The following is a 12,798-nucleotide window of genomic DNA, read 5'->3' on the forward strand; positions in this document are numbered from 1 at the left end:
TTCCCCTCCCGCTAGGCGGTATCCGGTATGAGTTATTTTCTGTTGCGCCGCACCATTGGGTTCCTTGCCACGCTTGTGGCTGTGTCGGTTGTCGTGTTTGCCGTGATGAATGTGCTGCCGGGCGATCCGGCGCTGACCATTCTTGGGCTGGATGCCACAGATGATGCTTTGGCAGCGTTGCGTGATGACCTTGGCCTTAACGATCCGCTGCTGGCGCGCTATTTTGGCTGGGTTGCCGGGGCGCTGGTCGGGGATTTTGGCACCAGCCATTCGTTCCGTGTGCCAGTGGCGGAATTGATTGCAGAACGCCTGCCAATGACCCTGTCGCTGGCGGTTGCCGGCATGATCCTGACTTTGATCATCGCGCTGACGGTCGGCATTTATGCCGCGTCACACCATGGAAAGCCGGGGGATTGGATCACGATGTTCCTCAGCCAGCTGGGGATTGCAATACCGGCCTTCTGGCTGTCGATCCTTTTGGTTCTACTCTTCGCTGTGAATCTGCGCTGGCTGCCGCCTGGCGGTTTTGCGGGCTGGTCTGACCCGGTTGCTGCTATGCGCTCACTTGTGCTGCCGACAGTGGCGCTGGCGCTTGTTCAATCGGCGGTGCTGGCGCGGGTCACCCGATCCTCGGCGCTTGAGGTGATGCGACAGGATTTTACCCGCACGGCGCGTGCCTCTGGCTTTTCGCAACGTCGTATCCTGTGGCGACATGTGCTGCCCAACGCCTTGGTGCCGATTGTCACAATTGTGGGGATGCAGTTTGCCGCCCTTGTCACGGGTACAATTGTTATTGAAAATGTCTTTTACCTTCCCGGTCTGGGGCGGTTGATTTTTCAGTCTATCGCCAACCGTGATCTGCCGACTGTGCAGGCGTTGGTAATGCTGTTTGCGGTCATCGTGGTGACGGCCAATTTTGTCGTTGATCTGCTCTATGTGCTGATTGATCCACGCCTGAAAGCCCGCACATGAAACAGCTTCCGGCAAATTTTATCATCGGAGCAGTATTGGTTGCATTCGTGGTTGGTGTCGCGGCCTTATCATTGATCTGGACACCACATGACCCGACCGATCTGAACATTCGTGCCAAGTTTGGTGCCCCCAGCCACGTGAACTGGCTAGGCACCGATCAGCTGGGACGGGATCTCGTCAGCCAGTTGATGGCGGCGGCGCGCAATTCGATGACTGTTGCCCTTGTTGCGGTGCTGCTGGGGGGATCCATTGGGGTGGCCCTTGGTTTGCTGGCATCGGCGATTGGCGGCTGGGTCGAGGACATCGTGATGCGACTGGCCGACCTTGGCTTTGCCTTTCCGGCCCTGTTGTTTGCGATCATGCTGGCGGCTGTTTTTGGGCCGTCGCTGACCAATGCAGTGCTTGCTATTGCCTTTATCAACATTCCGATCTTTGCCCGTGTCGCGCGGGCCTCCGGCAACCAGATATGGACCCGTGAATATGTGCTGGCGGCGCGCGCGGCAGGGATGAACAAGTTTACCATCACCCTTGACCATATTCTGCCGAACATTGCAGCGGCAGTGATCGTTCAGGCCACGATAGAATTTGCCGTGGCGATACTGGCCGAGGCGGCTTTGTCCTATTTGGGGCTGGGGGCGCAGCCGCCTGCGTCAAGCTGGGGGCGTATGTTGTCTGAGGCGCAGACGCTGATGTATCTGGCACCCGAGTTGGCGATTTATCCCGGTCTGTGCATCGTGACTGCGGTGCTGGGGTTCGGCCTGCTGGGCGATGGTCTGCGTGACATGACGGATCCGCGACTGGCAAGGGCGCGCTGATATGTTTGAGATGCATGAAATGACAGTGCGGTTTTCCATCGGTGATGCCTTGCGCGATGCGTCCTTGCGTATCGCACCGGGGGACCGGCTGGGCATCGTCGGCGAAAGTGGTTCCGGAAAGTCTATGCTGGCGGCCTGCCTGATGGGGATGGTGCCGCAATCGGCAACCCTGTCGGGGCGTTTGACGATTGATGGTACCGACATGACCCATGCTGCGGAAGATCTGTGGCAAACCATCCGCGCCCGGCGCGCGGCGATGATTTTTCAAGAACCCATGTCGGCGCTTAACCCCCTGCGCCGCGTTGGCGACACTGTGGCCGAACCGATGCGGGTGCATTTGGGGTTGGGCAAGGCGCAGGCGCGCGCGCGGGTTCAGGCATTGTTCGAAGAAGTCGGGATCCCCGATCCGTCGGCGCGGCTTCGGATGTTTCCGCATGAACTGTCCGGGGGGCAGCGTCAGCGGGTGTTGATCGCCCTTGCGCTGGCTTGTGACCCCGAATTACTGATTGCGGACGAGCCGACAACCGCCCTTGACGCCAATGTGGCGCTCAAGATCACCGATCTGCTGGTGCATCTCAGCCAGTCGCGCAACATGGCTCTGGTCTTTATCAGCCATGACCTTGCCGCCGTGGCCCGCGCGACCACCGAGATTGCGGTGATGTATGGCGGTGATATCGTGGAGCGGGGGCCGACGGCGGCGGTGTTGGGCACCCCCGCACATCCCTATACCCAAGGGTTGCTTGCGGCACGCCCAGACCCGCGGGCCATGCCCCGCGAGGCTGACGGAAGCCGTCGTCGCCTGCCAACAATTCCGGGCAGTGTGCCGCCTTTGCAAGCCATGGCCAAGGGGTGCCGTTTCACAGGGCGTTGTGCGGTGGAACGCAGCGAATGCGCTAGCGTCAAACCGGTTCCGACCGGCCCGCGTCACACAACCTGTCATGCCCTTTTGCATGAGGAGACACCATGACCCTGTTACAGGCGCAGGGCCTTACCCGCCGATACAAATTGCCGCGCAGGACCGTATTTGGCACGCCACCGGTGCTGACTGCGGTCGAGAACATCAGCTTTGAGATTGCTGCGGGCCAAACCCTTGGGATTGTGGGCGAAAGCGGCTCTGGCAAATCCACACTTGCCCGCATGGCAATGGCATTCGAAGCGCCTGATGCGGGGCGCATTCTGTTCGAGGGGCAGGATATTCACGCGCTTGGGGCAGCGCAATTACGCCGCCTGCGCCCCGATTTCCAGATGGTATTCCAGGATCCGTTCAGCTCGCTTGATCCGCGCCGCAAGGTGGGGTGGTCAATTGCGGAACCGCTGCGTGCGATGGGTGTCAGCGCACCCGATCGTGTGGCCGAGGCCTTTGAGCAGGTCGGGCTGCATCCTGCGGACGGTGATAAATATCCGCATGAATTCTCGGGTGGACAGCGCCAGCGCATCGCCATCGCCCGCGCCATCATCACACGGCCCAAGCTGTTGATTGCGGATGAAGCCGTGTCCGCGCTGGATGTGTCGGTACAGGCGCAAATCCTGAATCTGTTGATGGATCTGCAAGAGACATTGGGCCTCGGCATTCTGTTCATCAGTCATGATCTTGCTGTGGTCGCGTCGGTTTGCGACAATCTGTTGGTGATGCAACGCGGACAAGCGGTGGAATACGGCGCGGCCACAGATATCCTGAACACCCCCAGCCACGCCTATACCCGTTCCCTGTTAACTGCTGCCGGAGAGACACATTGACCAGCTTTGTCCATCTAACCGACCTTCACATCTCGCACCCGGATGCAGATGACCCCAAGGACCGCGGCACCAGCCGCGCAGCCCTCGCAAGGGTCGTTGGAATTATCAACGCGATGGATCCGCAGCCGGCGTTTGTGGTGGCCAGCGGTGATCTGACAAATATGGGGGATGAGCCCAGCTATAGCTTGGTGCAAGAATTGCTGGCCCCTCTGAAGGTGCCGCTGGTGATGGCGTTGGGCAACCATGATCTGCGGGCGGGGTTTCGCGCTGTGTTCGGCGGAGAAGGCGGCGACGCACCCTATTTTCACGACACGGTGCAGGGCGGATTGCATGTGATTACCCTGGACACAAAAGTGCCCGAACGGGTAGCCGGCGCAATTTGCGAGGCGCAATTCGGCTTTCTGAACGACGCCTTGCAGCGTCACGGCGATCTGCCCAAACTGATCGTTATGCACCATCCGCCACGGGTCGATGATAGCGGCCTGCCTTGGGGTACAATTGATCTGGCCTCAACAACACGGTTGGCTGAGGCGCTGAAAGGGCATCAGATTGCCGGCATTCTGTCGGGGCATATTCACATCAACCAGATACATCACTGGCATGGCATTCCGATCTGCATAAATTCCGGGCTTGATTACACCATCGACCTGTTGGAACGCCGTGATCTGCGTCTGCTTGAGGGCACGACAATGGCGATCTGTACGCATCGCGCCTCTGGCCTTTCGGTCAGCTTTGTGCCGCTCAGCCCGGAACAGGAAGATCTGGGCATCATCGACCGGGCAAGGTTACTGGCGTTCACATGAAAGACATGCCGCGTCACATTGCCATCGGGGGCACCTATAACATCCGCGACTTGGGCGGGTATATCACCGCGCGGGGCACGGCCATTCCGCCACGTCGGTTTTTGCGCGCTGACTGTCTGCATCGGCTTGAACCCGGTGGCACTGATCACCTGTTGGCCGAAGGCTTGCGATGTGTCATCGACCTGCGTACGCGTCGCGAAGTGACACAGGCTCCTAGCCAATTCAACGGGTTGGAGGGGGTGGACTACGTCAACCTGCCATTGTTTGACGATTTGTCACCGGCAGCACTTGCCTACGCGGGCGCGGCGCATCTGCATCCCTTGGTGCCTTTCTATATAACTGCGCTGGATACCCGGGCCGCCGCGGTACGTGCTATCCTGACCCGTATCGCATCGGTGCAGGACGGGGCAGTCCTGTTCAATTGCACGGCTGGCAAGGACCGCACCGGCATCATCGCGGCGCTGCTGCTTGGGCTGGCAGGTGTGTCCGATGCGGATATCATTCAGGACTATGTGCTGACCGAACAGTTGATCCCCGATCTTGTGGCGGAATTTCTGTCCCTGTCACGTGCCAATGGGGGGGATGTTGTACGCTACGCAACCCTGCTGGAAAGCCCGGCAGATACGATGGAGAAAATGCTGCTCCATATCGCGACACAATATGGCGGCGTACGGGACTATGTGTTGCAGACCGGCGTTGATGCCACCGATCTGATACGCTTGCAAGATCGCCTGTGCGGTGGACGCAGCTAGCCCTGCGACCGCCAACCCAGAAGACGCTTTTCAATCAGTCCGATGGCCACACTTAGGGTAACACCGAGGATCGACAGAATAGCGACACCGGCAAACAGGCGCTCCAGATCATAAAGCGACCCGGCCTCAAGAATATAGGCCCCGATGCCGTATTCGGCGCCCAACATTTCTGCGGCCACCAGAAGGATAATCGCGATCGAAAGGGAAATGCGCAAACCCGACAGGATACCAGGCATCGCCCCCGGCAACACGATTTTGCGCACGATTGAAATCCACGACAGACCAAAGCTTTGGCCCATGCGGATCAGGGAACGGTCCACATTGTCGACAGCGCCGTAAGTTGCCACAACCGTGGGGGTAAAAGTACCGAAAGCGATCAGCGCATATTTAGACGCCTCGTCAATGCCGAACCAGATCACAAACAGGGGCAATAGCGCGATTTTCGGGATTGGGAATATCGCAGCGACCAAGGGGATCAGCCCGGCCCGAACATAAGAAAACAGCCCAATCAAAACGCCCACACAAATGCCAAGGCCGGCACCGATGGCGGCCCCGACAGCCAGCCGCGTCAAAGATGGTACCATGTGTTTAAACAATAATCCGCTGGTCCAAAGCTCCCCGAAGGTGGCCAGCACGTCCGAGGGACGCGGCAGGGTGAGTTGTGAAATCCAGCCGCTGCGGGTGCCCCATTCGGCAAGAATGATCAGCACGGCAAAAACTGCGAGCCCTGCAAACCGGCGTGGCTTTGGGGCGAAACCACCACCGCGAAACCGGACTTCGGTGGTGGCTTGGTCGGTTGCAATATCAGACATCCAACAATTCCTCATCCGCAGCGCGGGCTTCCTCGCGCATTAACTCCCAGAGGTGTTTCTGGGTCTTCTCAAGGCTGGGATCCCCGTGGCTGCGCGCGGCAAGTGGCATGTCGATCTCGACAACCTCGCGGATTTGACCGGGGCGGCGCGACAGTACGACAATGCGGTGACCAAGGCGCACCGCCTCGGCCAGATTATGGGTGACATAGGCCGCGGTAAACGGCTGGCGTGTCCAAAGCGCAATCAGGTCATCCATCAGCAATTCACGGGTCTGGCTGTCGAGAGCGGACAGGGGTTCATCCATCAACATAACCGCAGGGTTCACGGCCAGCGCCCGCGCAATCGCCACCCGCTGTTTCATACCGCCGGACAACTGGCGGGGCAGGGCGTCGCGAAAATCGCTTAATTTGGTACGGGCCAACACATCCGAGATTATGGTTTCGGCCTCCGCGCCCTTGATCCCGTGGTCCTCAAGCACCAGCGAGATGTTACCCCATACACTGCGCCAGGGCAGCAGGGCAAAGTCCTGAAATACATAGGTGAGCGGGTTCAAACAGCCACTTGGCGGCGTGCCAAGCTGTAACACTCGCCCAGAGGTGGCCCGTTCCAGCCCGCCGATCAGGCGTAAAAGTGTAGACTTCCCGCAACCGGATGGCCCGACCAGACAAACGATTTGCCCCGCCGGAATATCAAGGGAGATGTCGCGCAAAACTTCGGTATCGCCATAATAATGGCTGATACCATCCAAACGGATGTCCATTGGATTACTGACCTACTCATAAAGGAAAACAGGCTGGCCGTTCATGGGGAACGGCCAGCGCAAAGGCTGTCTTAGGCTTCGAAGGTGTCCACAAAGCTGCTGTCGACCAGTGTGTCCAGTGTGATGTCAGCATCGACCAATCCTTCGGATTGGAACCAGCTCAACTGGTCCTGAACAGAAGCGATGTTCAGCTTGGCCCCTTCGTTCAAACGCATGGTTCCGTTGATGATGGACGGTGCGGCCTTTTCACGGGGGCGGTCTGTGTAGACGTATTTATGGATCAGATCGACCATCGCGTTTACGCCATCCTCGCCGTCGGCCTTGTCGATCATCGTGGCATTGTAATCGGCCACACCTTTGCTGAAACCGTTCAGGAAAGCGACGGTCTGGTCACGTTCGCCGGTCGCATTTTTGGTCGAGGTAAAGACCGTTGTGACCTGATAGTTCGGCAGGTAATCCGAGACATTACCAATGATATGCACCGCCCCGGAACCGGCCAAAGGTTTGGCGATATGGGGAACAATCGACCACGCGTCGATCTGGCCTGACTTCAGGGCACCGATGATTGCACCGACTTTTTGCAGCGGCTTAAAGGACATTTCGATGCCCTCGGCCTGTGCGACTTTCGATCCCATGTAATGGAACGACGAACCGGCTGTGGAAATGCCAAATGACTTGCCCGCCAGACCCGCAGGTGTTGTCAGCCCGGCTTTGAAAGCTGCATCCGAGGCAAGGATTTTCTGGCCGTCAATGCCGGGTTCCTCGCTGAGTGCGCCGCCGATAACCTTGATCGCGCCCTTGTCAGCCAACGACACAAGGCCACCTGAAATAGCCGTGACGGCATAGTCCACATCGCCCGATGCAATTGCAACGGCCATGGGCTGTGCAGCTTGGAAAAACCGCAGTTCAACGTCAAGGCCGGCCTCGGCAAAATAGTTGCGTTCAACGGCAATGAAACTGCCGGAATGCGAGGTAAAGCGCAGTGCGCCAATGACGATCTTTTTGTTTTTCGCGATGGCAGGGGCAGCAAGCCCGGTGGCCGCCGCGGCCCCCATCAGGCCCAGTGTGTGGCGTCTGTTGAAGTTGGTCATGTTGTCTCCCGTTTGATCGGGGCGTTTTGTGCCGGCGGCACGTGCCCGCTGTACTTTGTATCTTAGTGTAACGGCCTTGGCTTGGCAGGGCCACAGCGTCTTGTCTAGGGCCAGAAAATTCTGCGTCAGCGTTCTTTAGTCTGGCGTGGAAATTCAATTTTGGCACAGGTGACACTGTGCGCCACATCAATGCCGGGTGCTGTCTTTCAAGCTTCCCGACAGGAGGGAGGGCGGCGGGCATGAAGGTCGTCGGAACAAGTGCTATTCGGCGGGCCAGTCGATGTCGTTCACGTCTTTCAGCAGGGGAGATTGAGGAAACGCTGTCGGGGTGTTCAGATAGCTTTCGACCAATGGCCATGCCTGTTGCGGAGAAATGAAACAGCCAACAGGGTAAATCTCGTCACTGCCGATATCGACGGTTTCCTGAAGCCGGTTTTCATCACCCAGAGTGGCCACGCCGGCGATAAATTTCTTATCCCATTTGTCGAAGAACAGGCAAATTCCATGCTCTGCGCTGTGGAGGATAAGGCAGTTATGGCTTGCCCCCTCGGGATCAACGAATTTGAAAGCACCGCCGCTGGTTTCACCAGCCCATTTTGCGGGATCGTATTCCAGGAAATAGGGGCGGTATTCGTCGGCATCCGCCGCGTGTTTTGTCCCTTGGCCAAGAAAGTTCAGGGTGAAGGTGCCGTCATTCATTGCCAGTCTCCGAAAAATCCGTCGCGTGTCACGGTTGCGATACGCCCATCATCCAGACGTACCGTTAGTGTTTCAATGCCCATCACCCGTACCAGATCGGGTAAAGTGTTCTGGCAGGCGCTACAAGCGATCCGGTCGACGTAGATTGTCATTTCCGCCGGCATTTGCCCACCGCTGTCGCGATGGATTTGCATCAAAGTATGAGCCTCTGCGTGATACAAAACCTGTCGCGCAAAGCGGCCCGCCGGCCCCGCAGGAATTTCAAGCGCGTTCTCCCATGATTGGGCAAGCGCGCGATCCTCTTCTGTGAAGTTCGTTGAATTCACACCAACATAGGTCTGCCCGTTCACCTCGGTGATTGAAACCGTGCCGCGTCCGCCTCGGGAATCCGTGATGCGCTGGTTCGCTCTGATATCCGCGATGGCGTCAAAGGCAGCTTCAGCTGCGGCATTTTCCTGCCCCTGTGCGATGTCGTCGGCGATCTGCTCTGTCCAGCCTATGGCATCAAAAAAGCGGGTGATCCAGCTGCGGACATCGGGCGTTACAGTGGGCGGATCAGGCGTGTCGGACATGAATGGGCCTTGCTTAAATCCACCGGGTCAAAAGGGCTTGGGACGCCGGTCAGAATGGGACCAGCCGCGCAATAAAACTTGTGTCGCTGAGGGGGCGGAAATACATGCCCTGCTGACAACAACCTCAGGTTACTGGCTCTGCGGGAAAAAACAACTTAAATCGAAATGCCCTGGAACAGTCGTATAGGGGCGGGAGCCGGGTAAAACCGCCGGTTCCCGCCCCTGTGTTTTAGCTTTTCTTGCGATCATCCACGATTTTCATCAGGGACATATCGCTTTGGCCCAGTTCAAAGGCGGCAAAGGGTCCGCCCTGCAACATGGTGCCGGGATCGGTAGGGTCGGCGGTATCTGCCTCGGCCAGAATGGTGTCGGCAAACTGCTCGGCGTTGTCCTTTGGGCGATACCCCAGAAACGAGGCTTTGGCGTTGTCGACCGGCGCGCGGTCGTTGTTGGACACACCGTAAACCACACTAAACCCGACAACGGGCGTATCAATCGCGCGGGTGACCAGCTGGATCAGATCGTCATAAGACAGCCACGATCCCAGAGCGCGCGGATTGGTAACCTGGGCTGCGGACAGGATGCGCAGATGCACAGATTCCATCTGGCGTTTTTCCCAGTACATCCGGCCCAGATCTTCGGTGAAACACTTGGCCAGACCGTAGAAAGTATCGGGGCGGTGGGGCACTTCGGTATCAATGAACTCGGTCTTGGGATACATGCCGACCGCATGGATCGAGCTGGCGTAAACGACCCGTTTTACACCATGCTGAAAACCCGCTTCCCAGATGTTATAGCTGCCGACGAAATTCGGCCCCAGCATTTCCTCAAAGGGGCGTTCGTCCACGATGGCCCCGAAATGTACGACCATATCGGCCCCTTCAAGGATCGCATGAACCTCGTCGAATTTGGCGACATCCGCCTGCACAAACCGTTCACCGGGGTAAAGCGTGCCAATGTCGTCAACGATGTCGGTGCTAACCAGTTCGTCACATATTTTACTAAGCGGCTCGCGCAGATAAGAGCCAAGCCGGCCAGCGGCACCTGTCAGGACAAGTTTCTTCAGTTTCATAATTTTTCCTCGTTTGCGCGGTCAGATTACCGCTTTTTCCATGAATTTTTGCTGGTTTTCCAGACGGGCGAAACCGAAGGGTGCAAGATCAAGCGACCGGTATTCGCCAAAGGCGATCTGCTCGGCGATGCCACGCCCCAATGCGGGGGATTGCTGCAATCCATGACCGGAAAACCCGTTGGCAAAGATAAAGTTGGCAACCTTGCTATGGCGTCCGATCACTGCGTTCTGGTCAAAAGTGTTGTAGGCGTAATGCCCCACCCATTCGTTGATCACCTTGACCTGTTCAAAGGCTGGCACGCGAGTGGCAATGATCGGCCAGACCTTCTCTTGCCAGAGGTTGTGATCGAACCCGAAATCGTCAAAGGCCACATCCGGGTCCTCGTCCGGCGGGCACCCCGCCAGATAGTATTTCCCTTCCGAGCGCATATGCACCCCTGATGGATCAATCGTAAGCGGCAGGTCGCGGTCCAGCGGAGTGGCGGCGTCAAAGATGAACGTGTAGCGTTTGCGCGGCTGCACGGGCAGGTCGATCCCGGCCATACGCGCTGTCGCAACTGCCCGCGGGCCGCTGGCATTCACGACCGTGCCGCAGGTGATCACATCGCCAGATTTCAGCGTTACCCCATCCACAGCGGTGCCGGCGCTGTTCAGGCTTAGGTCGACAACTTCGTCATGGATGTATTCGACCCCGTTACGCCGCGCCATGCGTTTGAACCAGTCAAACATGGTGCCGCCGTCAAAATAGCCCTCGTCAACAAGGTTGTGGTTGGCGGCGAGAATGTCATCCAACTGATAAAAAGGGTATTCTGCGGCAATCTCATCGCGGGTCATATGGCGGGTGTGGGCACCCTCTGTGGCCTGAATGACCTGACTTTCGCGCAAGGTCTGCGCAAATGCTGGCGTGTCGGCCAGATAAAGATAACCATAGCTTTGCAAGACCAATTCCGGCACTTCAGGGTCATCGCCGATGAAGCCGCGAAAACCCTTGATGAATTCTGCCCCAAATCGTGAAATCTGGATGTTCAGCGGATTGGAAAACTGTTGCCGGATGCAGGAATTGGTATGGCTGGTCGAGGCGAATTCATAGGTGGGATCACGTTCGACCACCAGTATCCGACCATCAAAACCCTGCATTTGCGTCAACCACCATGCAACAGAGGAACCATAGATGGCCCCACCAATGATCACCACGTCATAGTTTTTGTGTGCGGCGTTCCCCATGTGCGTCCCTCCCGATTCTGCACCCCTACCTGAATCCGTCTAACGCGCCGATGTGATCCGCGTAAAGCTCTGTGAACGGGGCGGCTATATAATGCGCATTTGCGCGTCGGGCAGAACGGGGCGCGCCCTGCGGTGAAACAATCATTGACTTCACAAACCGCCGCATCAAATCTGACCAAGAGCAGCGGTACCGACTGTAAGGGGCAGGGCCAAGTGACGGAGCGCGAGGAGATTGAAGAGCTGATTGCGCGCGTGGCCCTCAAGGATCGCGCGGCCTTTGAGGCGCTTTATGACCGGGTCAGTGCGAAACTATTTGGTGTCTGCCTGCGTGTCTTGTCCAAGCGGGCAGCGGCGGAGGACGCCTTGCAGGACAGTTTTGTTAAAATCTGGAACAATGCGGATCGCTATCGGGCAAACGGTTTGTCCCCGATGACGTGGCTCATCACGATTGCACGCAATACATCTATTGATCGGCTGCGCGCTCGTAAGAAAGGCCAACAGGATATTGATACTCCGGGGTTGGAATTGATTGCGCCCGGTCCCTCGCCAGAGCAGGCGGCGATTGCCGCGTCTGAGGCGGCAAAGCTGGCCGGCTGTCTGGATACATTGGCCGAGGACCGCGGTGCGGCAATCCGTGGCGCTTACCTTGAGGGGTTAACCTATGCTGATCTTGCGGCCAAATTTGATGTACCCTTGAACACCATGCGCACGTGGTTGCGCCGGGGGCTGATCGCGTTGCGCGAGTGTATGCGCACATGAGCGAGATTGAATTCACCCCCCGCGATGAAGACGATGCCATGGCCGCAGAATATGTCCTAGGGCTTGCGACAGATGAGGCATTGGCACAGGCGCAAACCCGCAGCGCTCATGACGCGGCATTCGCCCAACAGGTTGCTGTCTGGCAAGAACGTCTGGTCAGGTTGACCGATGACATTGATCCAGTTACGCCGCCGAAAAAACTCAGGCGGGTACTGTTGGCACGGCTGTTTCCCAAGGCGGTCATACCCTTGATGCGGCGGCTCTGGATTTGGCAGGGCATCGCGCTGGGCGCGCTGGTCTTGGCGGCTTATCTTGCCACACCGCTGTTGCAGCCCGATCCGCAGGCCGTGCCCGGCACTGTCCATGCAACACATCTCAGCAGCCCGGATTTCGATCTGCAACTGATTGCCGTTGTTGATACCGACAACAGTATCGCCCTGCGTCGCCTTGCCGGTCAGGCTCCGCCGGATCGTGTGTTGGAACTATGGGCGATTCTGCCGGATCAATCCCCGATCTCGCTGGGCGTACTGCCTGTGGCTGAAACCGTGCGCATTCCGTTGCCCCGCACCCTGATGGAACAAATTCCAACGATGACCCTAGCGGTAACAGACGAACCACCGGGCGGTGCGCCGGGTGGTGTCGCGAGTGGCCAGATTATGGCGGTGGGTACGATCAGCGCGCTTTGAGCGCTGAAGCCTTTACTGTGTTCCTCCTTGGTTTCCGGGGAACC

At 57.9% G+C, this 12,798-nt stretch carries 15 protein-coding genes; 8 read left to right on the forward strand and 7 right to left on the reverse strand.

Going from position 1 to position 12,798, the window contains the following annotated elements; all coding sequences use genetic code 11:
* Positions 1-27 precede the first annotated feature (27 nt).
* From HKX44_RS00485 to HKX44_RS00510, 6 genes are read left to right on the forward strand one after another with little or no spacing between them, the layout of a single operon-like run.
* Positions 28-972 (forward strand): ABC transporter permease, encoded by a 945-nt coding sequence (locus HKX44_RS00485; protein ID WP_276149344.1) that lies wholly within the window; start codon positions 28-30, stop codon positions 970-972.
* Entirely contained in the window at positions 969-1,787 is an 819-nt protein-coding gene (locus HKX44_RS00490; RefSeq protein ID WP_276149345.1) for an ABC transporter permease, read from the forward strand. Before HKX44_RS00485 ends, HKX44_RS00490 begins: the two co-directional genes overlap by 4 nt.
* Before the next feature lies 1 nt (position 1,788).
* Positions 1,789-2,754 carry an ABC transporter ATP-binding protein gene (locus HKX44_RS00495; RefSeq protein ID WP_276149346.1) on the forward strand — a complete coding sequence of 322 codons (966 nt, stop codon included), beginning with the start codon at positions 1,789-1,791 and terminating at the stop codon, positions 2,752-2,754.
* On the forward strand, positions 2,751-3,524 hold the full coding sequence (locus tag HKX44_RS00500) for an ATP-binding cassette domain-containing protein (RefSeq protein ID WP_276149347.1): 774 nt from the start codon (positions 2,751-2,753) through the stop codon (positions 3,522-3,524). The genes HKX44_RS00495 and HKX44_RS00500 overlap by 4 nt, the downstream gene beginning before the upstream one ends.
* The gene (locus tag HKX44_RS00505) at positions 3,521-4,327 is read left to right on the forward strand and encodes a metallophosphoesterase (RefSeq protein ID WP_276149348.1); all 807 of its coding nucleotides are present in this window, start codon (positions 3,521-3,523) and stop codon (positions 4,325-4,327) included. The genes HKX44_RS00500 and HKX44_RS00505 overlap by 4 nt, the downstream gene beginning before the upstream one ends.
* The gene (locus HKX44_RS00510; protein WP_276149349.1) at positions 4,324-5,079 is read left to right on the forward strand and encodes a tyrosine-protein phosphatase; all 756 of its coding nucleotides are present in this window, start codon (positions 4,324-4,326) and stop codon (positions 5,077-5,079) included. The genes HKX44_RS00505 and HKX44_RS00510 overlap by 4 nt, the downstream gene beginning before the upstream one ends.
* On the opposite strand, the gene HKX44_RS00515 is transcribed toward HKX44_RS00510, so the two are convergent.
* From HKX44_RS00515 to HKX44_RS00545, 7 genes are all read right to left on the reverse strand, one after another.
* Positions 5,076-5,891, reverse strand: coding sequence for an ABC transporter permease (locus HKX44_RS00515; protein ID WP_276149350.1), 816 nt, complete (start codon positions 5,889-5,891; stop codon positions 5,076-5,078). The genes HKX44_RS00510 and HKX44_RS00515 overlap by 4 nt on opposite strands.
* Positions 5,884-6,651 carry an ABC transporter ATP-binding protein gene (locus HKX44_RS00520; protein ID WP_276149351.1) on the reverse strand — a complete coding sequence of 256 codons (768 nt, stop codon included), beginning with the start codon at positions 6,649-6,651 and terminating at the stop codon, positions 5,884-5,886. The genes HKX44_RS00515 and HKX44_RS00520 overlap by 8 nt, the downstream gene beginning before the upstream one ends.
* Before the next feature lie 71 nt (positions 6,652-6,722).
* On the reverse strand, positions 6,723-7,742 hold the full coding sequence (locus HKX44_RS00525) for an ABC transporter substrate-binding protein (RefSeq protein WP_276149352.1): 1,020 nt from the start codon (positions 7,740-7,742) through the stop codon (positions 6,723-6,725).
* A gap of 261 nt (positions 7,743-8,003) precedes the next feature.
* The gene (locus tag HKX44_RS00530; protein WP_276149353.1) at positions 8,004-8,441 is read right to left on the reverse strand and encodes a hypothetical protein; all 438 of its coding nucleotides are present in this window, start codon (positions 8,439-8,441) and stop codon (positions 8,004-8,006) included.
* Positions 8,438-9,013, reverse strand: coding sequence for a deaminase (locus HKX44_RS00535; RefSeq protein WP_276149354.1), 576 nt, complete (start codon positions 9,011-9,013; stop codon positions 8,438-8,440). Before HKX44_RS00535 ends, HKX44_RS00530 begins: the two co-directional genes overlap by 4 nt.
* Before the next feature lie 229 nt (positions 9,014-9,242).
* Complete coding sequence (locus HKX44_RS00540) at positions 9,243-10,079, reverse strand: NAD(P)-dependent oxidoreductase (RefSeq protein ID WP_276150767.1); 837 nt, start codon at positions 10,077-10,079, stop codon at positions 9,243-9,245.
* Between the two features lie 27 nt (positions 10,080-10,106).
* Positions 10,107-11,309, reverse strand: coding sequence for an FAD-binding oxidoreductase (locus tag HKX44_RS00545; RefSeq protein ID WP_276149355.1), 1,203 nt, complete (start codon positions 11,307-11,309; stop codon positions 10,107-10,109).
* Positions 11,310-11,522: 213 nt separating this feature from the next.
* On the opposite strand from HKX44_RS00545, the gene HKX44_RS00550 reads away from it, so the two are divergent.
* Both HKX44_RS00550 and HKX44_RS00555 read left to right on the forward strand, forming a co-directional pair.
* Positions 11,523-12,068: a sigma-70 family RNA polymerase sigma factor gene (locus HKX44_RS00550; protein ID WP_276149356.1), complete on the forward strand. Its 546-nt coding sequence runs from the start codon at positions 11,523-11,525 to the stop codon at positions 12,066-12,068.
* A complete protein-coding gene (locus HKX44_RS00555) occupies positions 12,065-12,754 on the forward strand; it encodes an anti-sigma factor (protein WP_276149357.1) in 690 nt (229 codons plus the stop codon). Before HKX44_RS00550 ends, HKX44_RS00555 begins: the two co-directional genes overlap by 4 nt.
* Positions 12,755-12,798 lie beyond the last annotated feature (44 nt).

The organism is Sulfitobacter sp. M05 (assembly GCF_029285175.1).
Taxonomy (GTDB): domain Bacteria; phylum Pseudomonadota; class Alphaproteobacteria; order Rhodobacterales; family Rhodobacteraceae; genus Sulfitobacter.